Annotated in this window: 18 protein-coding genes; 9 read left to right on the plus strand and 9 right to left on the minus strand. The window is 39.7% G+C overall.

The window, feature by feature from the left end; genetic code table 11:
• The first annotated feature begins 58 nt into the window (after nt 1–58).
• The 3 genes from hutC to hutH all read left to right on the plus strand — a co-directional run bounded on the left by hutC (nt 59) and on the right by hutH (nt 4,044).
• The gene (hutC, locus tag LOS73_RS19525) at nt 59–766 is read left to right on the plus strand and encodes a histidine utilization repressor (RefSeq protein WP_007377257.1); all 708 of its coding nucleotides are present in this window, start codon (nt 59–61) and stop codon (nt 764–766) included.
• Nucleotides 767–832: 66 nt separating this feature from the next.
• The gene (gene hutU / locus LOS73_RS19530; RefSeq protein ID WP_457934179.1) at nt 833–2,506 is read left to right on the plus strand and encodes a urocanate hydratase; all 1,674 of its coding nucleotides are present in this window, start codon (nt 833–835) and stop codon (nt 2,504–2,506) included.
• 2 nt (nt 2,507–2,508) lie between these two features.
• Nucleotides 2,509–4,044, plus strand: a complete 1,536-nt coding sequence (gene hutH / locus LOS73_RS19535; RefSeq protein WP_457934180.1) for a histidine ammonia-lyase — start codon at nt 2,509–2,511, stop codon at nt 4,042–4,044.
• On the opposite strand, the gene LOS73_RS19540 is transcribed toward hutH, so the two are convergent.
• Complete coding sequence (locus LOS73_RS19540) at nt 4,041–4,811, minus strand: NADP-binding protein (protein WP_457934181.1); 771 nt, start codon at nt 4,809–4,811, stop codon at nt 4,041–4,043. The two genes, hutH and LOS73_RS19540, sit on opposite strands and share 4 nt — an antisense overlap.
• 567 nt (nt 4,812–5,378) lie before the next feature.
• On the opposite strand from LOS73_RS19540, the gene secA reads away from it, so the two are divergent.
• The 3 genes from secA (at nt 5,379) to LOS73_RS19555 (ending at nt 9,644) form a co-directional block, all read left to right on the plus strand.
• The gene (gene secA / locus LOS73_RS19545; RefSeq protein WP_096792353.1) at nt 5,379–8,087 is read left to right on the plus strand and encodes a preprotein translocase subunit SecA; all 2,709 of its coding nucleotides are present in this window, start codon (nt 5,379–5,381) and stop codon (nt 8,085–8,087) included.
• Between the two features lie 68 nt (nt 8,088–8,155).
• Nucleotides 8,156–8,554 carry an 8-oxo-dGTP diphosphatase MutT gene (gene mutT, locus LOS73_RS19550; protein ID WP_007377262.1) on the plus strand — a complete coding sequence of 133 codons (399 nt, stop codon included), beginning with the start codon at nt 8,156–8,158 and terminating at the stop codon, nt 8,552–8,554.
• 22 nt (nt 8,555–8,576) lie between these two features.
• The gene (locus LOS73_RS19555) at nt 8,577–9,644 is read left to right on the plus strand and encodes a phosphotransferase enzyme family protein (RefSeq protein ID WP_457934182.1); all 1,068 of its coding nucleotides are present in this window, start codon (nt 8,577–8,579) and stop codon (nt 9,642–9,644) included.
• Between the two features lie 278 nt (nt 9,645–9,922).
• Here the strand turns inward: LOS73_RS19555 and LOS73_RS19560 are convergent, their stop codons facing one another.
• From LOS73_RS19560 to pmbA, 3 genes are all read right to left on the minus strand, one after another.
• A complete protein-coding gene (locus LOS73_RS19560; RefSeq protein ID WP_182682811.1) occupies nt 9,923–11,998 on the minus strand; it encodes a M13 family metallopeptidase in 2,076 nt (691 codons plus the stop codon).
• 422 nt (nt 11,999–12,420) lie between these two features.
• Complete coding sequence (locus LOS73_RS19565) at nt 12,421–12,900, minus strand: DUF721 domain-containing protein (RefSeq protein ID WP_002959934.1); 480 nt, start codon at nt 12,898–12,900, stop codon at nt 12,421–12,423.
• A 72-nt stretch (nt 12,901–12,972) separates the two neighbouring features.
• On the minus strand, nt 12,973–14,322 hold the full coding sequence (gene pmbA, locus LOS73_RS19570) for a metalloprotease PmbA (RefSeq protein ID WP_457934183.1): 1,350 nt from the start codon (nt 14,320–14,322) through the stop codon (nt 12,973–12,975).
• 144 nt (nt 14,323–14,466) lie between these two features.
• Between pmbA and yjgA the strand changes: the two genes are divergently transcribed.
• Together yjgA and hemN are read left to right on the plus strand one after the other, a co-directional pair.
• Nucleotides 14,467–15,000: a ribosome biogenesis factor YjgA gene (yjgA, locus tag LOS73_RS19575; RefSeq protein ID WP_457934184.1), complete on the plus strand. Its 534-nt coding sequence runs from the start codon at nt 14,467–14,469 to the stop codon at nt 14,998–15,000.
• A 123-nt stretch (nt 15,001–15,123) separates the two neighbouring features.
• A complete protein-coding gene (hemN, locus tag LOS73_RS19580) occupies nt 15,124–16,497 on the plus strand; it encodes an oxygen-independent coproporphyrinogen III oxidase (protein WP_457934185.1) in 1,374 nt (457 codons plus the stop codon).
• Nucleotides 16,498–16,550: 53 nt separating this feature from the next.
• Here hemN and LOS73_RS19585 read toward each other — a convergent pair whose 3' ends face one another.
• The 3 genes from LOS73_RS19585 to LOS73_RS19595 form a co-directional block, all read right to left on the minus strand.
• Nucleotides 16,551–17,066: a DUF2489 domain-containing protein gene (locus LOS73_RS19585; protein ID WP_007377269.1), complete on the minus strand. Its 516-nt coding sequence runs from the start codon at nt 17,064–17,066 to the stop codon at nt 16,551–16,553.
• A 16-nt stretch (nt 17,067–17,082) separates the two neighbouring features.
• Nucleotides 17,083–17,676: a Der GTPase-activating protein YihI gene (gene yihI, locus LOS73_RS19590; protein WP_007377270.1), complete on the minus strand. Its 594-nt coding sequence runs from the start codon at nt 17,674–17,676 to the stop codon at nt 17,083–17,085.
• Between the two features lie 750 nt (nt 17,677–18,426).
• Nucleotides 18,427–19,059, minus strand: coding sequence for a c-type cytochrome (locus tag LOS73_RS19595; RefSeq protein ID WP_007377271.1), 633 nt, complete (start codon nt 19,057–19,059; stop codon nt 18,427–18,429).
• Between the two features lie 281 nt (nt 19,060–19,340).
• Here LOS73_RS19595 and yihA point away from each other — a divergent pair, with 281 nt between their 5' ends.
• Nucleotides 19,341–20,009: a ribosome biogenesis GTP-binding protein YihA/YsxC gene (gene yihA / locus LOS73_RS19600; protein ID WP_008137691.1), complete on the plus strand. Its 669-nt coding sequence runs from the start codon at nt 19,341–19,343 to the stop codon at nt 20,007–20,009.
• A gap of 9 nt (nt 20,010–20,018) precedes the next feature.
• Here the strand turns inward: yihA and LOS73_RS19605 are convergent, their stop codons facing one another.
• A complete protein-coding gene (locus LOS73_RS19605) occupies nt 20,019–20,537 on the minus strand; it encodes a DUF1285 domain-containing protein (RefSeq protein WP_096792346.1) in 519 nt (172 codons plus the stop codon).
• Entirely contained in the window at nt 20,534–21,121 is a 588-nt protein-coding gene (locus LOS73_RS19610; protein ID WP_008137693.1) for a YceI family protein, read from the minus strand. Before LOS73_RS19610 ends, LOS73_RS19605 begins: the two co-directional genes overlap by 4 nt.
• Nucleotides 21,122–21,269: the final 148 nt, after the last annotated feature.

A 21,269-nucleotide genomic window follows, 5' to 3' on the forward strand; every position in this document is an offset into this window, starting at 1 on the left:
ACAAGATAATTGTGTCATCTTATTTATATAGTTTATTTTTAATGTAACCATAAATTTAATGACGACACCTAAATTTGCGCAAATAAAACAATTCATTGTTGATAAAATTCGCAGCGGTACGTGGCAAGAAAACCAACGTGTTCCCTCTGAAAACGAACTAAGTAGTCAATTTAGTGTAAGTAGGATGACAGCCCGCCGAGCACTAAGCGAATTAACCGAGGCTGGTATTTTAACCCGCAGCCAAGGGTTAGGTACATTTGTAGCTACATTTAAATCGCAGTCATCGTTACTTGAAATAAAAAATATTGCTGATGAAGTAAAAGAGCGTAACGGCAACTACACCTGTAGCGTACTCATACTCGAATCAATAAATGCAGTCGCACCTATTGCCATTGCACTTGGTGTTGAGGTTGACAGTGTTGTATATCGAAGTGTACTTGTGCATAACGAAAACGACAGCCCTTTGCAGCTAGAAGAGCGTTTTGTAAATCCTGCCCTTGCGACTGGCTACTTACAACAAGACTTTAGCATGCTTACACCTCATGAATATCTATCTAGTGTTGCCCCACTTACCCAAGCAAGGCATACCGTAGAGGCTATTATGCCAAACAGCGAAATGTGCCAATGGTTAAACTTATATAACGAAGAGCCATGCTTACAAGTTATTCGACGCACATGGTCTATTAACGGCATTGTAAGCTTTGCGCGCCTTGTATCACCAGGCAGTAAATATCGCTTAGGTGGTCACTTAACATTTAAAAAATAACAAACAATAGCGCTTACTGCGCTTTTTTTATAACAAATCACCTTGTATATACAACAGGAGAAAAACATGAACAACCGACTCGACACAAGTCGCGTAATACGTGCACCTCATGGCGATAAAATAAGTGCTAAAAGCTGGCAAACTGAAGCAGCTAAGCGCATGCTAATGAATAATTTAGACCCTGAAGTAGCAGAACATCCTCATGCACTTGTTGTATATGGTGGTATTGGCCGAGCGGCTCGTGATTGGCCAAGTTATGACAAAATTATAGAAACCCTCGATAGACTCGAAAGCGACGAAACCCTGCTTGTACAATCAGGAAAACCCGTTGGTGTATTTAAAACCCACTGTAATGCCCCTCGCGTGCTTATTGCTAACTCAAATCTTGTTCCACACTGGGCAAATTGGGAGCACTTTAATGAGCTCGATAAAAAAGGCTTGATGATGTACGGGCAAATGACGGCGGGTTCTTGGATTTATATTGGCTCGCAAGGCATAGTACAAGGAACTTACGAGACCTTTGTAGCTATGGCAAAGCAACACTTTGCAGGTAGCGCTAGTGGTAAGTGGGTATTAACAGGTGGTCTTGGTGGTATGGGCGGTGCGCAACCACTTGCAGCTACAATGGCTGGCTTTAGTGCACTGGTTGTTGAATGTGATGAAAGCCGTATCGATTTTCGTATAAAAACAGGCTACGTTGATGTAAAAGCAACAAGTCTTGAACACGCACTGCAATTAATAACCGATGCATGTGTTAAAGGTAAAGCCCTCTCAGTGGGTTTACTAGGTAACGCTGCCGATATTTTTAGTACACTGGTTAAAACAGGCATTACCCCTGATGTAGTCACAGATCAAACATCTGCTCACGACCCATTGAATGGTTACTTACCACAAAACTGGACAATGGAGCACGCTGCAAAAATGCGTGAGCAAGATCCAAAAGCCGTAGTAAAAGCTGCTAAACAATCAATGGCAGTCCAAGTTAAAGCTATGCTGGCACTACAAAAAGCCGGTGCCGCCACTACTGATTACGGTAATAATATTCGTCAAATGGCGTTTGATGAGGGTGTTACCAACGCATTTGATTTTCCTGGATTTGTACCTGCCTATATTCGCCCTTTATTTTGTGAAGGTATTGGACCATTTAGATGGGTAGCATTATCGGGCGACCCTGAAGATATATATAAAACCGACGCTAAAGTAAAAGAGCTTATTCCTAATGATGCACATTTGCATAATTGGCTTGATATGGCGCGGGAACGCATACAATTCCAAGGTCTACCTGCACGTATTTGCTGGGTTGGGCTAAAAGATAGAGCACGCCTTGCATTGGCCTTTAATGAAATGGTTAGAAATGGCGAACTTAAAGCCCCTATCGTTATTGGTCGCGATCACCTCGACTCTGGCTCAGTTGCCAGCCCTAACCGCGAAACAGAGAGCATGAAAGATGGCTCAGATGCAGTGTCGGATTGGCCATTACTCAACGCACTGCTTAATACCGCAAGTGGCGCTACTTGGGTGTCACTTCATCATGGTGGCGGTGTAGGCATGGGATTTAGTCAGCACTCTGGTGTAGTTATTGTTGCCGATGGTACTGATGAAGCTAAAGAGCGTATTGCTCGCGTACTGTGGAATGACCCTGCAACAGGTGTAATGCGCCATGCTGATGCCGGATACGACATAGCAAAAAACTGCGCTAAAGAACAAAATTTAGACCTACCTATGTTAAACGAGGAATGATCATGTTCGAACTTACTCTCACACCCGGATCACTTGATTTAAACACACTAAGAAAAATTAATAATTCAGCGGTAAAGTTAAGCCTTGCAAAACATGCCGAGTCGCAAATAGCAGCAAGCGCGCAAACCGTTCAAAACGTTATTAATGAACACCGCACTGTATACGGAATTAACACCGGCTTTGGATTATTAGCCAATACCAAAATTGCCGACGACGAACTTGAATTATTACAGCGTTCCATTGTACTTTCACACGCTGCAGGTATTGGCGAATACATGGATGACAGTACAGTAAGGTTAATGATCATCTTAAAAGTAAATTCGCTTTCGCGCGGCTACTCGGGCATTCGCCTGCAAGTAATCCAATTTTTTATGCAGCTGCTTAGTAGCGAAGTATATCCATGCGTGCCTAAAAAAGGATCCGTGGGGGCATCGGGAGATTTAGCCCCTCTTGCGCATATGTGCCTACCTTTATTAGCCGAAGGTCAAATGCGACATAAAGGAGAAATAATTAGCGCAGCACAAGGGTTAAAAATAGCGGGACTTGAACCCCTAACACTTGCAGCCAAAGAAGGCTTAGCATTATTAAATGGTACACAAGCGTCGACTGCGTTTGCACTTCAGGGGCTATTTAGAAGCGAGAACTTATATGCACAAAGCTGCGTTATCGGCTCAATAAGCATAGAAGCTGCAATGGGCAGTCGCGCGCCATTTGATGCACGTATTCATGATATTCGTGGTCAGCGCGGACAAATAGACACCGCTCAAGTATTTAGAGACCTACTCGATACGCACTCTCAAATTAGTGATTCCCACGTCAATTGTGAAAAAGTACAAGATCCATACTGCCTTCGCTGCCAACCTCAAGTGCTAGGTGCTTGCCTAACTCAGATACGCCAAGCCGCAGAAGTGTTGCTATGCGAGTCAAACGGTGTAACCGACAATCCGCTAGTTTTTGCCGATGTAGGCGACATAATATCGGGCGGAAACTTTCATGCAGAACCCGTTGCAATGGCCGCCGATAACTTAGCTATCGCAATTGCCGAAATTGGTGCATTAGCAGAAAGGCGAATTGCATTACTTATCGATTCAAACCTATCCAAATTACCGCCATTTTTAGTTGAAAACGGGGGGGTAAATTCAGGATTTATGATTGCCCAAGTTACCGCAGCAGCGCTTGCATCAGAAAACAAATCATTAGCGCATCCGGCTTCGGTCGATAGCTTGCCTACATCTGCAAATCAAGAAGATCATGTTTCTATGGCAACCTTTGCAGCAAGGCGCTTAGATGAAATGGCCAATAATACCCAAGGTGTTTTGGCAATAGAATGGTTAGCATCGGTTCAAGGGCTAGAATTTAGAAAGCCGCTTGAACCATCAAATAAAGTGCAAAGCGCTAAAGCATTGTTACGCGAGCATGTAAGTTATTATGATAAAGACCGCTACTTTGCTCCCGATATCGAAGCTGCTAATACATTACTAAGTGAAGGTAAGCTATGCGACTTTATAGAGAGCAGTCCCCTGCCTTCAGGATATTAAATACCGTGCTGATAGCTAAACCCTAAGGCTTCAATGGCTGAGCCTAATATTTTTCGCTCAGCCGAATCAGTTCCTGTAAACGTTGGCATTTCACCACCATGTTGCTGACACTTCATCGCGTAATATTCAGCTTTTGTGGGGTGCGCAGGATTAACCACATTATAAATATTTTGCCCTTCTTGCCAGTGCTCTATCACCGCAAAAATAGCATTAATGACATCTTGTTGATGCACCATATTTACTACTTGCTCACTTGATGTATTGAGCTCTTTGCCTGCCACAAAACGCCCCGGCTCTCTATTAGGCCCAAGTAATCCAGCTAAACGCAGCACTTTGCCATCTTGCTCAAGTACTTGCTCTTCTGCCTCATAGAGCTTTATTTGGCGCTCGTTTGTGCATGAAATATCGCTACTTTCGCTATACACACCAGGCTCTTGATCGTATACCCCGGTTGATGAGCACAATAAAAAGCCCTTTGCGTTTAACTCCCTTGAAAGCTTAAGCGCTGCGGTGAGTGCTTCAGGATAATTACTTTCACTGTGCCTGCTACGTGGTGGAATAGCACATACCCAATAAGCATCTTGTAAATCAATTTGATGTGTTAGTTGCCCATCTTCAAGTGCAAACTGACGCTCAAAATCAAACTCGTGTATATCTGTTCTATGCGTTCCTTGTACTTGCCAATCAGCTTTTTGCGCACTTACGCATAAAGCATGTCCTAACCAACCTGCACCTAATACTACCAATTTATTGCTTTTATTTTTCATTTTCACCTAAGCCTTTATTTTATAATGAAAACAAGTGTAAAAACCTAACTTTAATTCAAATTAAAACTAGATATGATTATAACCACTCTACTAAATCAAAAGCGTATGTGCACTGATGTAAAAAATTATTTTACAAAAACCAATCAATCATTTTTGAAGTATTGTTGTTGGTTAATCAAATAGATTAGGTGCAAAAATAGCGCGTTTAGAATTCATATCCATGCGTTAAATTTAAGCATGAATGCCCCCCCTTGTTTTTAATTTATTTAGCACCATATCTTTACAGTTCGCTACTATTTTTACTGTAATTGGGTAATACAAAGTTATTTTTACGAACCAGATCAAATTTTTCGATTTTATATACAGATCTTTTTATTGAGATAGTTTGTTGTTTGGCAGAGTCTGGTATAGTAGCGCACGTAATAAACAGTGCTTTTTAGCGGTTTAATACAAAATTGCTAATTAATATGTTCTAAGTGTTACTTAAAAGCATATATTAATTACCAATTATTAAAAATGGGTTAGCCGATACTCGGCTGACAAAGAATACATTGTAACGGTTTTATCATGATATCTAATTTATTTACCAAGCTTTTTGGTAGTCGCAATGACCGCACTATTAAAAACTTTAGAAAGACGGTCGCGCTAATTAATGCGCTAGAAACGCAACTTGAAGCGCTTTCTGATGAAGATTTAAAAGCTAAAACAGCCGAGTTTAGAGAACGTTACGATAACGGGCAAAGTCTAGACGATATTTTACCTGAAGCCTTTGGCGTGGTGCGTGAAGCGTCAAAACGCGTTAATGGCATGCGCCATTTTGACGTACAGCTATTAGGCGGCATGGTTTTACATGAAGGCCGCATCGCAGAAATGCGTACTGGTGAAGGTAAAACACTTACAGCGACTTTACCTGCTTATTTAAATGGTTTAACCGGTAAAGGCGTTCACGTAATTACCGTGAATGACTATCTTGCTAAGCGTGATGCCGAAACAAACCGTGCGTTGTTTGAATTTTTAGGCCTTACTGTAGGCTGTAACGTACCTGGTATGATGCCACAGCAGAAAAAGTTAGCGTACACTGCTGATATTACTTACGGTACAAATAACGAATTTGGTTTTGACTATCTTCGTGACAACATGGCTTTTAGCATTGATGAACGAGTTCAACGTCCATTATTCTATGCTGTAGTCGATGAAGTGGATTCAATCTTAATTGATGAAGCACGTACTCCCCTTATTATTTCAGGCCCAGCTGAGGATAGCTCTGAGCTATACACTGAAATAAATACCATCGTGCCTTTACTTGAACTTCAAGAAAAAGAAGACGAAGAAGGTATTGAAGGCGACGGCGATTACACGATTGATGAAAAGTCTAAGCAAGTTCATTTAACAGAACGCGGTCAAATTAAAGTAGAAGAGCTACTTACTGAGCGCGGCTTAATTGAAGAAGGCGATTCGCTTTATTCAGCAGCAAGCATTACGCTACTAAGCCATGTTTATGCCGCCCTTCGTGCTCATAAGCTATACCAAAAAGATGTTGATTACGTTGTAAAAGAAAACGAAGTAATCATTATCGATGAGCATACGGGTCGTTCAATGGAAGGTCGACGTTGGTCAGAAGGTTTACACCAAGCTGTTGAAGCTAAAGAAGGTGTGAAAATTCAAAATGAAAACCAAACGCTTGCCTCTATTACGTTCCAAAACTACTTCCGTTTATACGAAACATTAGCAGGTATGACAGGTACTGCCGATACTGAAGCATTTGAATTTCAGTCAATCTACGGCCTTGATACCGTTGTTATGCCAACTAATAAGCCGATGGTTCGTGACGATCGCGCCGATTTAGTTTACCTAACGCAAGAAGAAAAATACGAAGCTATTTTAATTGATATTAAAGATTGCCAAGAGCGCGGACAACCTGTGCTAGTTGGTACTATTTCAATTGAAAGCTCTGAGTATCTATCGCAGTTTTTACGCAAAGAAAAAATTAAGCACAACGTACTTAATGCTAAATTCCACGCACAAGAAGCCGATATTGTTTCAGACGCTGGCCTACCAGGTACAGTAACAATTGCAACAAACATGGCCGGTCGTGGTACCGATATCGTGTTAGGTGGTAACTGGAACAGTGAAGTTGAAAAACTTGAAAACCCGACTGATGAACAAATAGCTGAAATTAAAGCAGCTTGGAAAATTCGCCATGATGCAGTAATTGATGCCGGCGGTTTACATATCATAGGTACTGAACGTCACGAATCTCGTCGTATCGATAATCAGTTACGTGGTCGTTCTGGTCGTCAAGGTGATGCTGGTTCAAGCCGTTTTTACTTATCGATGGACGATGCGCTAATGCGTATATTTGCCGGTGAGCGTATGACGAACATGATGCGTAAATTAGGCATGCAACGCGGTGAAGCAATTGAACATCCATGGGTTAACCGTGCGATTGAAAATGCACAGCGTAAAGTAGAAGCACGTAACTTCGACGTTCGTAAGCAACTACTTGAGTACGATGATGTAGCAAACGATCAACGTCGTGTTGTTTACTCTCAGCGTAACGAACTACTTGAAGAAGGTGATATTTCAGAAACTATTACTGCAATTCGTGGTGACGTACTTAGCAATACAATTGATCAGTACATTGCACCGCAAAGCCTTGCTGAAATGTGGGATATTCCTGGCCTTGAAGAGCGTTTAAAACAAGACTTCTTAATTGAGTTACCTATTACTCAGTGGTTAGCAGATGACAATAAACTATACGAAGAAAAGCTTCGTGAGCGTATTGAGCAGGCGGTTGAGCAGTCATACAAGCAAAAAGAAGAGCAAGTTGGCGATTCTGTTTTACGTCAATTCGAAAAAGCGATTATGCTACAGAGCCTTGATCAGCATTGGAAAGATCACCTAGCTGCTATGGATCATTTACGCCAAGGTATTCATTTACGTGGTTACGCGCAAAAGAATCCTAAGCAAGAGTACAAGCGTGAATCGTTTGAGCTGTTCTCCGAAATGCTTGAAAACTTGAAAGTAGATGTTGTAAGCATTCTAAGTAAAGTACAAGTACGCGCAGAAGAAGATGTTGAAAAAGTAGAAGAGCAACACCGTAAAAGTGAAAATGCTCCTCGCGAATACCAACATGAAGAAGCTGAGCACGTAGGTGGCGAAGCGCCAGAAACAGCGACAGTAATGGCTCGTACAGAACCAAAAGTAGGTCGTAATGACCCTTGTCCTTGTAAATCAGGTCAAAAATTCAAACAGTGTTGCGGTAAATTAAAATAACCCAATATTGTCAGTAGCTTATTAAAAAGCGGCGCTAGCGTCGCTTTTTTTTATGGAGTTTTAAAGTAATGACTATAGAAATTGTACATGTAGCTGTTGGTGTTATTAAGAAAAATAACGCTATATTCATTTGTAAACGTGCAGATGAACAACATCAAGGCGGTTTATGGGAATTTCCTGGTGGTAAAGTTGAAGCTGGAGAAAGTGTGTTTGTTGCACTTAAACGCGAGCTTATTGAAGAAGTTGGACTAACCATTCACAGCTCCAGCCAATTGATGGTGATTGAACATGACTACGGCGATAAATGCGTTAAATTAGATGTACACGTAGTAAGTAACTTTAGCGGTGAGGCGCATGGCGCTGAAGGGCAACCTAGCGAATGGGTAGCAATTACTGAATTAGAAAATTATGACTTTCCTGAAGCGAATGCTGAAATTATCGAAAAAATAGTTGCCCGATACGCATAAAAAAAGAGCATAAGTGAGCACAATGAATATCTCAATACAAAATAAGCTAAGCGAACTGTTAGCACTGCCCCCTGAGCTAACTCAAGTTAGTGCGATTGGTAGCGGCCATATAAATAGTACATGGCTACTTACAAGTATTGATAAACAGTTTATTGTGCAAAAACTAAATACTGAGGTATTTAAAAACCCTGCTCAGTTAGTGAGTAATGCAAAACTAATTGAGCAGCATTTAAATGCTAAACAACTGCAAAATAATTACCCGCTTGAAATAATCAAACATATAGCTACACAAAACGACGAACACTTAATAAAAATTGATAATGCGTATTATCGCGTCCTTAACTATATTAGTGATAGCTACAGCGAAGACGTTGTTAAAAATACCCAGCAGAGCGAGCAAGCGGCTTACGCCTTTGGCGTATTTGCTCATGCATTACAAGATTTTGATGCGCAACAGCTACACACTGTAATTCCTGATTTTCATAACTTAGCGATGCGCTTTGAGCAATTAAATACCGCAATCACTAACAACGTAGTTAATAGAGTAAAGCACTGCGCTGACGAAATAGAATATTGCTTAACGCAGCAGCATTTAATTACTGAGCTTAGTCAGGTAGCTAAACACATACCCCTTAGGGTGTGTCATAACGATACAAAAATAAATAATATGCTGTTTTGTAATACAACTCACAAAGCAAAAGCAGTTATTGATTTAGACACCTGCATGGCAGGATTTTGGCTTTATGACTTTGGCGACATGGTACGTACATTTTGCTCCCCCGAAGCCGAGGATTCAACAAACTTACACAACGTTGTTATTCGAAAAGATATATTTTCAGCCATTGTTAAAGGCTATGTAACGCCATTAAAAAGTAGCATGAGTATACTAGAGCAAGAAAGCTTATTATTAGGCGCTAAAATTATGCCACTCATGTTAAGTGTGCGCTTTTTAACTGATTACTTAAATAACGATGTGTACTTTAAAGTAGCTCATGCAGAGCATAATTTAGAGCGAGCACAAAACCAACTCGCGCTTTATAAAAACATACTGAGTAACGAAGAATGGATGCACGCGTGCTTAATGAGCTAAAGCTTATTTAACCTGAACTCTGGTTAAGAGATTTATTAACGTATTGAATCATGGTGATATTTAAATTTATTTTCTCTAGCCAGAGATTTTTAGTGAAAACAAGGCGAATTTACGCGTCAATAGCTGGCCTATTGCAAGTAAATTCAACGCAGTTAGCGCTAAAAATAGCTGCTTGAGATAGATTTATTATCCATAGTTCATGTTATTTACAAATTCAAGATACAAAAAAACCAGTAAGCTAAAAACTTACTGGTTTTTTGTTATTTATAGCAATGCAATTACCAGATTTTTACGCGATCTTCTGGTTTGATATACATTTTATCACCTTCTTTTACGTCAAACGCTTCGTAAAACTCAGGCATGTTCGACAAGATACCGATTACACGGTAGTGGCTTGGTGAATGAGGGTCTGTTAATAAACGATTACGTAACTCTTCATCGCGGTAGTTACGACGCCAGATTTGTGACCAACCCATAAAGAAACGTTGATCGCCTGTGTAACCATCTATCACGGGTGCTTTTTTATCACCTAAAGATAGCATATACGCTTTATGCGCAACGGTTAAACCACCTAAGTCACCAATGTTTTCGCCAAGCGTTAGCTCACCATTAACACTTGCATCTTCAAATGGTTTATATTCGTTATACTGTGCAACTAAAGCCGCTGTACGCTCTTCAAATTGCTTAAGGTCAGTCTCACTCCACCAGTTACGTAAGTTACCGTCACCGTCGTATTTAGCACCTTGGTCGTCAAAACCGTGGCCAAGCTCATGCCCAATTACCGCGCCAATTGCGCCGTAGTTTACAGCATCATCCGCTTCTAAATTAAAGAATGGTGGTTGTAATATAGCGGCTGGAAATACAATTTCATTGTTTACTGGGTTGTAATACGCATTGACTGTTTGCGGAGTCATGTGCCACTCAGAGCGATCAACTGGTTTACCCAATTTAGCAATCATATCTGCGTATGCCCATTCGCTATAACGAATGTAATTACCTACTAGCTCGTCTGAGTTAATCTCTAGCTCTGAGTAATCTTTCCACGTGTCTGGGTAACCAATCTTAGGCGTAAATTTGTCTAATTTTTCTTTCGCTGCAAGCTTTGTTTCAGGGCTCATCCACTCAAGATTTTCAATAGCAACGCCATAACCTTTAATTACGTTATCAACTAACTCTTCCATGCGTGCTTTAGCTTCTGGCGGGAAGTTATCTTTGACGTATACCTTACCTAAAATTTCACCAAGTACACTGTTAGATGCATCAACCGCTTGCTTCCAAAGAGGTGCTTGTTCTTCTACACCACGAAGTGTTGTGCTGTAAAAGTCAAAGTTAAGGTTAACTAAATCTTCGCTAAGTAGCTCTGCATAACCACTTACAAAATGAAATTTTAAGTAGTTTTTCCACGTCGCTAAATCAGTGTCTTTGTAAATAGTAGCAAGTGCTTCTAAGTAGCTTGGTTGACGTACAATAATATCACTTGCACTCACACCTGCATCTTTAAAAAATGCAGCTAAATCAAGGTCGCCCATCAACTTGCTTGCGTCTGCTACTGTCATCTTGTTATAAGATTTAGTTGCATCACGGCTTTGCACACGGCTCCACTGAGCATCAGCTAGTGTTTTTTCAAATGCAAGTACGCTCTTGGCAGCTTCTGCTGCATTTTTAACGCCTGATTTTGCTAAAACATCTGTGATGTATTGCTCGTAAGAAGCACGAATTTTAGTGAATTTTTCGTCATCATTTAAGTAATAATCACGATCGGGTAAACCAAGACCCGACTGAGATAAATACAATGCATACTCGCTCGAGTTTTTAGCATCGTTATTTACAAACCAACCAAACGGTAAAGTACCGCCTTGTTTTTGAATCTTAGCCATTAGACCCACTAAGTCAGCTTTAGATTTAACGCTATCAATCGTATCTAATGACGGTTGTAATGGCGTAATACCTAGCTCATTACGCGCAGATTGATTCATGTAGCTTTTATAAAATGCACCAATTTTGTACTCATCACTGCCTTTTTTAGCGGCCTTATTCGCGGCTGCGTTTTCAAGGGCAATTTTCATCGCTTTTTGTGACTCATCATATAGCTGCGAAAAAGAACCGTAGTTAGACTTATCACCTGGTATTTCAGTTTTTGCTAACCACTGTCCATTTACATGATAATAAAAATCGTCTTGTGCGCGTACTGAACTATCCATATTCGCTAGTTCAATACCAAGCTCTAGTGGCTTTTCAGCGGGTGCTGTTACTACAGGAGTGTCGGTTACTTTAGCTTCTTGTTGTTTTTCACCACAACCTACTAGACCAAGTGCAAGCGCTATGCTCGCAGCGGCCATTGTTACTTTATTCATAATGATTCCGTTTGTTAGTTAGAATTAAATCATACCAATCTGCTTATGTATGGGGTCTATTTAACGTTAAGAAAATTACGCTAGAACTAGGCAAAAGTTTTTGTATCTAGTTGTTCTAAATAAAAAAATTTTAACGACGTTATAGTGCAATTTAATTCGTTAAATTGATCAAAGATTTATGCAGGTTGGTATTACATACCAACTCCATTAAATTCTTGAATATAGCAGGAGTAAAAATAGCACTGCCTGTACGCTTTTACTTAATGGAATGGGTATCAAGGGAGCTTTAAATAATAAAGCACACCACGCAGTATCATAAACCTCATTAGACCAACAATAAAATGGAATATGTAACAAAGTATTTTGAATGCGGTGAGCTGCAAAAATAGCCCTACCAATAACAATATAGCGGGTGGCTAAGGCTAACTTTTATTCTTTCCGTGGAGCGCTAAACGCTCTAGTTTTTCTTTTAATGAAGGGGGGGCAGAAGCCGCTATCGCATTTAAGTAATTAGCGGTTTGCTCACTCATTTTCCGAGAGTTGGTAACTGTAGGGCTGCCCGATTTATTCGCGGTACTTAATCGCTGAGTTGCTTGAGGATTTGCAGTTATTTTTATTTGCCCGAGCTCTGCCATTCCAGCAGCTCTAAAGTGTGAAAGCATATCCATTTTTAAATAATTAAGCCTAAGCGCGATAGGCGCAGATACCGCCTCTATCATTAGCGTGCCGTCTCGGTAATTACTAACTCGGCATTTATCACCCAATTTAGGGCCTAAAAAATCTTTTAATAAGGTTTGCTGTGTATCAAGTGCTTGGCTTTTGCCTGCATAAGCCGATAAACGATTATTTAACCCCGCCATAATATCGGTTAGCGGTTTTGGTGCATATCTATCTTTAGCCATTTTACACCTCGTAAAAACTCACTTAGACCCAGAGATAATACTCTGGGTCTAAGTATACACTGCGTATTAATACTACGCGCCGGCTATTTGCATTTGCTCTATTAGTACTGAGCCTGTTTGAATACCACCACGGCGTTCTATATCACCACCAATGGCAGAAATACCTTTAAACATGTCTTTTAAATTACCAGCAATAGTAATTTCACTTACCGGATATTGAATTTCACCATTTTCAACCCAAAAACCTGCAGCACCACGAGAGTAGTCACCCGTTACGGTATTTACGCCCTGCCCCATTAGCTCTGTAACTAATAAGCCAGTACCCATGGTTTTTAATAGTGCTATTAAATCGTTATGAGTTTGCTCAACGAGCCAGTTATGTATACCGCCTGCATGCCCTGTTGGGGTCATATTCATTTTGCGTGCGGCATAACTTGCTAATAAATAGGTTTGTAACTCGCCACCTTGAATTATTTCTCTATCGAATGTTTTAACACCTTCGCTATCAAACGGTGACGATGCCAACCCTTTTAAAATATGTGGGCGCTCAGCAATATTCACACAATTACTAAATACCTGAGTACCTAAGCTATCAAGTAAAAAGCTTGATTTACGATAAAGCGCGCCACCACCAATTGCCGACACCAAGTGACCAAACAATGAATTTGCAATATCGGCTCTAAAAATAACAGGCACTTTCATTGTGCCTAACTTTTGGCTGTTTAATTTAGCCAAAGTTTCAGCTGCCGCTTCAAGACCCACTGCCGCCGCATCATTCAAACCAGCCTGATCGCGTGCAACCGTATAAGCAGAGTCGCGCTGCATATGCTCGCCATCTTGGCCTATTACCATAGTACTAATACTGTGACGAGTACGTGGAAAGCCTGCAATTAAACCGTGGCTGTTACCATAAACACGTAATCCCTGATGCGATGAAAAACTCGCACCATCAGAGTTAACAATGCGCTCGTCTGCATTTAATGCAGCTTGCTCAGCAGCATGACAAAGCTCAATACCTTCCTCAGGACTTACATCCCAAGGATGGTATAAATCTAAATCTTTAGGATTAAATTCAAGTAACTCTTTATCAGCAACGCCGTTGAATGGATCATCCGATGTAAATTTGGCTATATCAATCGCTTTTTCGACTACCGTGCGCAATGTTTTTGGATTTAAATCAGCCGTCGACGCCGAACCTTTATTGTTACCAACATATACACTAATGCCTAAGCCGCCATCTTGGTTAAACTCAATGGTTTCTACTTCACCCATTCGTGTGCTAACCGATAAACCAGACGTGCTAGACATAGCAGCTTCTGCAGCTGTAGCACCTAATTTTTTAGCATGTTCGAGTACTTCTGATACCGCATCTTTAACTTGCGATATTTGAGAATAAATTGGATCGTTTTGTTGGCTTTTCATAAATTAAGTCCTGAGCCTTAGAGGCATAATGCACGCATTTCTTATATTTAAATGCTAACACACTCAATGCATCACATCAGCTAATATTCCTAAGTATCATATTCATGTATAATGGTAAAAGTTATTTTTATTTAAGAGCACCCCATGGCAAAGAAAAAAGGCAAGCCTGCTGAAATTGAAGAAGAAATTGAATATATATCAAGAACGGAGCTTAAACGCGAAGCGCAAGAGTTTCATCAGTTAGGTACTGAAATTGCCAAAATGGGTAAAAAACAGCGCGAACGCCTGCCATTAAATGACGATTTAAAAGCAGCAATGGTTGTTGCTGATAAAATAAGTAACAAAAGCGACGCGTACCGCCGCCACTTAAACTACATCGCTAAAACACTGCGTACTGTAGAAAACATTGATGATATTAAAGCGATTATCGATGTAATGCTTAATAAAAATAACCAAGCTGAAGTATTGGTCAAAAAAATTGAGCAACTACGTTCAGACCTAATTGAACAAGGTGATGACCTTATCAATGAGACTATTGAGCAGTTCCCGTCTCTTGATCGTCAGCAAATGCGTCAATTGGTTCGTAATGCGGCAAAAGAAGCGAAAGCTGAAAAGCCGGGTAAAGGTTATAAAGAGTTATTTCAATATCTCAAAGATGCCCATACTGTTACGTATTAATTAGACCGCATTAATTGATATTTTATTAAAAAAGGTGCTTCGGCGCCTTTTTTGTTATAGATCAAACCGCCTCACTGCGTACTTTTTTATAATCCCCCCTAAATAAATACTTAGGTGCGCGTGATGATTAAACTTCCACAATGGGATGAAACCCTAATAAACAAATATAATGTGTCTGGTCCGCGTTATACCTCTTATCCCACGGCTTTATCACTGCGTGAAGGGTACCAGCAACAAGACCTACTAAGCGCTATAGAATCAACAACAAGTCGCTCTCTTTCTTTATATATTCACATCCCGTTTTGTAGTCAGCTGTGCTACTACTGTGGTTGTAATAAAATAATTACCCGCCATCAATCTAAGGCAGATACGTATCTCGACTTTTTAGCAAAAGAAATTACTGCCCAAGCGCCTTTATTTAAAAGCTACACGGTTGAGCAATTACATTTGGGGGGTGGTACTCCCACCTTTTTAACCGCAAAACAAATGACCCGTTTAATTAAGCTTTTAGAGCAACACTTTAATTTTACAAGCACAACAGAGCGCGGCATTGAAATAGACCCACGCTCACTTGCCGATAATATGCTTGTTGATTTAAGAATACTTGGCTTTAACCGCGTCTCGTTTGGTATACAAGACTTTAACGATGACGTACAACTTGCTGTTAATCGCCCGCAAAATGCAAATATCGTTAAGCAATTAATTACACAAGCTCGTGAGTTGGGGTTTCAATCTATTAATGCAGATATGATTTACGGACTACCACTGCAAACACCAGAGAGCTTTAGGCAAACTATAGAGCAACTTATTGAGCTAAGCCCTGACAGAGTATCAGTGTTTAACTATGCGCATTTACCTGAGCGCTTTGCCGCACAGCGTAAGATTAAAGATACCGATTTACCCAGTGCACATAACAAGCTCACCATGTTTAAAAATACCTTGGAGCAAATGACGCAGGCAGGCTATCAATTTATTGGTATGGACCATTTTGCAAAAACCGATAACGAACTAGCTATTGCGCAAAATGAAGGCAAGTTACATCGTAACTTTCAAGGTTATACAACCCATGGAAATTGTGATTTATTAGGCTTAGGCGTGTCATCAATTTCGCAAATTGGCACCGCCATTTTACAAAATCAAAAAGAATTAAAACATTATTACCACAGCATCGAAACACAAAGCGGCTGCGCACTTAATAAAGGAATGCACTTAACACATGATGATGTAATTCGTGCTGATGCAATTAAGCAGCTCATTTGCCAGTTTGAATTAAATATACAAGACTTTAGCGAAAAGCACGCGCTTATATTTAATGACTACTTTGAGGATGCATTAGTAGCGCTTGCGCCACTTATAAAAGATGAACTAGTCACTATAATTGATAATAAAATTAGCGTAACACCACGCGGAAACTTATTCATTCGTATTATTTGTATGTGCTTCGATGCTCACTTACAAAAACAAATAAATGCGACGCGTTTCTCACGGGTAATTTAACCATAAATTGTTGTGCATAAAAAAGCAGACCAAGGTCTGCTTTCTCTGAGCAGCTAGTTAAAAACTACTTTATCACTGCCTGAGGCCGCTTTAAATTCAATGATAATTTTAGCGCAATCGGCTTTAACTTCATCTTTAAGTGTTTCTTCTGCGTGCCAGCGAGCCTTATCTAACTTAAAAATCTCTTTTTTAGAGTATTTTTTACGTGCATCGTGCGTCGGCATCTCTTTAACTACCTGGTACATTTGATGAATGCCAGGATACAGCGCCGTTAAATCACGCTCGCTCTCAAAGCCATATTGAGACATAAGTACCCAAATACGTAAACAGCCTTCAGAAAACTCACACTGCTCTTCATTCATTGCACGCGCAATTAAATGAATACTATCGGCTAGTTTTGCATTTCGCTCTAAGCGAGACTTTTCAAGCTTTTGCTTTTTCTCAGTCTGCGCCTTCGCAATTAACTTTTTTTGCGCATTTAACTTATACAATAACTGACCTGCATAAAATGCCAAGCCAGCTATAATAGCAGCGCCTAAAAGTAAGGCTAAAATTACCGCGGTACTCATTAATTACCCTTATTAATTACTTGTCTTCTTCATCATCTAGCCATTCATTTGCTAGATCATTTGATAAATACTGATCAAAGTCAGAATTTGACTTGTCTTCATCACTAAAGTCATCTTCAAGCTCTGGTTCATCTTCGTCTTCAAGACCTAACAATTCACATAAAACTTGATGACGAGCAATGCGGCTATTAAAATATTTAGCATCTTTGCCTGTTAGTAATTCACCACCTTCATGGCGCTCAACTAATTTAAGTAAACGCACATCGTTCTCAAGCGCTTCAAGCTCTTGCTCTGGTGTAAACTCTGGCTGTACAACTTTTTTAAGCTCAATAGTTGGCTTCAGGTTACGTTTCATTTCTACTTTTGGTTCAACAGCAGTTGCAACCAATGGCACTGGTTTTTTACTACCAATACGCTTATCTCTAGAACCTGATTGTGAATTTTGGCTATCACCATTTAATGCATCCGGTGCATTACGCGAACCAGGCTTAGCGCCTTTGGTTTTTTTAACTCGTTGCTCTTTTAACGCACGCATCTCTTTAAGCTTATCTTGGCTTAAACGTACAGGTCCATTTGCTGGGCTTTTGCGTGACTTTTTCGTTCTACTCATATCTTGATCGTCTCACTTAAGAGGTTTTGAGCGAGGCGCAAATTAATGGGCATCGCAATGCTGGCATAGCCAGAAGAATTCAGTTTGCGCTTCAGAGGTTGGGCTTCTCTGTGTTATAGCGCCTAAACTAGCTTACTGCTAGTTATTAAACGGTGGGTATTGTAACAGGACAAATAAAAAGGCGGTAGAGAAAACATCTCTACCGCCTGCTAATCTGAGCGCCATTATCTGGACACTTCTCCCTTCGACTTTTTTTAGTCTTTATTATTTTTATTATTATCAGTCCGTATTGTTATTATTTTTACGTTCCTTGTAGCATTCCATTTTGTTTTTATTATTAAACTTCCATGAGTTTTTATTATTATCGGTCTTCCTGACTCTTTTTTATTATTTCCTTTGGTAGCACCAATCTTGTGCTATGTAGTCGTGCCGCGCTACTTTCCTTATAGCTATTTCCGTTTTTTTATTGTTTTTTTGCGACAGGGGTTAATCTACTCGTTAATAATTTTGTTACAACTAATTTATATCTTTTTTCTTACACTACATACATTAAAAAATTTAACTTATTTTAAATTACAATGAGTTAATGAAAAAAAAATATTTAAAATAAGACTTTTCTCACACCACTGCATGGTCAATGTCTTACAAAGCATAACGGTAATATCGCTAATTTCGGACACAAAAAAAGCAGCTTAAGCTGCTTTTTTATACATATTGTAGTCTATTCATTAATTAAAAATAAATACGACTTTAGTGTAAACCACCTAAGTACTGAGAAAGTACTTCAATGTCTTTATCTGTTAATTTTTTTGCAATATCGCCCATCATGCCATTTAGGTCATTATGACGAGTACCATCACGGAATTTTTCAAGTTGAGACTTGATGTATCCTGGATGCTGAAAAGAAATTTTTGGAAACTTAGCAAGTGACGAACCGTTACCACGTGGACCATGACATGCTGCACATGATGGAATTCCACGCTCTGCATCGCCTGCTTTAAAAAGCATTTCGCCAACATCAACGACATCTTTAGGTGTAGCACCTTCGGTCATGTTCATTGAAGAAAAATAAGCTGCTAGATCTTTCATGTCTTGCTCGCTAAGTGGCATAGCCATAGCGCTCATTACTGGATCCATACGCCCTTCTTTGCCGCCTGACGTCATACCTAATTTTAAATCCTGAAGTTGCTTAAGGATATAATCTGGATGTTGACCTGCAATTTTAGGGTAAATATTAACCGGCGCATTACCGTCTGGGCCGTGACAAGCCGCACACGTTGCTGATTTTTCTTTACCTGCGTTTACATCGCCATCAAATGCTGTTGCGTTGCTTGCTGACAACGCACCAAGCAATATTGTTAAAGATAGTGCTATTTTTTTCATGGTGAATTCTCTGTTTCCGACCCTGTATCATCTACAATCGTGATGCTGTAATACATATATTCTACACGATAATAAATTCTCTGGCACGTTTTCTACACATATTAAGCTTATAATTTACAGGGTTTTGACTTAGATTAAGCTTTAACATGTTTTAAATGTACCATAGGTACTGTTTTTAGGTGGTTAAATACGCTTTTTAATACATCCTTTATAGTATAAAATACGTGCCCTGAGTGAATTTGGTTTACTCAACGTTATTTTTTTAAGTTTTAGGAGAGCCTGTGCTCAAATCTCGTATCAAATATAATACTGCGTCTTTCGTAACAAGCGCTCCCGACATTACTAAATTACCTGCTGATACGGGAATTGAAGTTGCGTTTGCCGGTCGTTCCAATGCAGGTAAGTCGAGTGCATTAAATGCATTAACCGATCAAAAGCTAGCACGTACAAGTAAAACACCTGGGCGTACCCAGCTAATCAATACATTCGATTTAGCGGATGTTGACGATATGCGCCTTATCGATTTGCCAGGCTATGGCTTTGCTAAAGTACCAATCGAAATGAAAAAGAAATGGCAAAAGTCGTTAGGCGAATACCTACAAAAGCGTCAAAGCTTAAAAGGTATTGTTATTTTAATGGATATTCGTCATCCATTAAAAGACTTAGACCGTGATTTAATTAACTGGGCAATTGGTAGTGAAATTCCAGTATTAGCACTATTAACTAAAGCCGACAAACTAAAGCAAGGCCCTCGTAAATCACAAGTACTGCAAGTTCGCCGTGAATTAAGCACGCTTGATGGGGATATTACAGTTCATGCATTTTCATCATTAAAAGGCACGGGTTTACCAGAAGTAGCTAAAAAGCTAGATGAATGGTTTTTAGGACCTGTGATTGCTATACCACCTACTGATGAAGTAGTCACTGACGAAACTAACCCAGAGGCTTAAGATCTGGTGTTAGGATAAATAAAACTGCTCTTTGGCAGATTTAATAAAATAGCCGAGCTTATCAGACTCGGCTTTTTCAGCCCACTGATAAAATACACTGCGTGAAACTCGCGCACTACAACCATACGGTAGCTTTAAATAAGGCACCTTTGAACCTTTGTAGTCTTTTATATGCAAGGGCTGCTGAGCGCTAACCAGCCACTGCCTAGCTAGATTATCAATACAACACAACACCTGTCCTTGCGCTGTATTTTCAAAACGCCAATCAACAATAATAAACGGCGCATCATCAACCGTTATTGTTATTTTTTCGACAGGTGTTTTTAAATAAAATTGCTCACCTTCTTTACACAATACAGAAGCAAACAACTTCACCATGGCTGGGCGTGTTATTTCGCTGCCATCGTAAAACCATTTCCCCTCATGATTAATAACAATTGGCAGCTCCCCACAATGGTTAGGCTGCCAACTATCAAAAGGTTTGCTTGGCTCGCTTAATTGCTTGCTAAGCTCACTTAAAGAAATCACTGTTTTTTAAGTGTAATTGCAAACGTAACAGGTACTGCTGTTGCAATTGAAGGTAAACCCGCTAATTTTTGCAGTTGTTTAACGCCTTCAGTTACACCAAAATCACTACTATTAATAATAATAGGTGTTAATGATGATACGGTTAAATCGCCACTTTGCGTGCTATTAACGAGTACATCAATAGCCAATGATTTTTTATTACCATGAAAATCAAGTTCCGCTTCAATACCTTTCAATACATATTGACCAGATTTTTTAAGGTTACTCAGCTCTTTAGTTAAATTTGCAGTTAAAACAGCATTGGGGAATTTAGCTGCTTCAAATAATATTGCTGTTAAACGCTCATTACGAATAGGAATTAGAGTTTCGGCTGATGTTAAATCAACATTAACGCTAAACTCACCTTTATCAGAAAGCATACCTTCAAGGTTAGTAAAATGGTGAGCTTCAGCAATCGAATCTTTTTTAATTGAAACAAAGCTTAGTTGGCTTTTATCATTCACTAGCTGCCAATCGGCCTGAGCAACATTAGAAATAACTAAACTTGATAAAGAAAAACCTGCAATAGCTAATGCTTTAAACATAACGCACTCCTTAGTAATAAAATGAAAAGAATAAAAATGATAGCACTTCGATGGTATCACCTGCGATGTACCCAAACCACCTCGAAGTGACGAATGAATAATACAATTGGTATAGCGCAAAAAAGAATTAATTAGATAGGATTTTTAG

This window comes from Pseudoalteromonas sp. SCSIO 43210 (genome assembly GCF_054133285.1).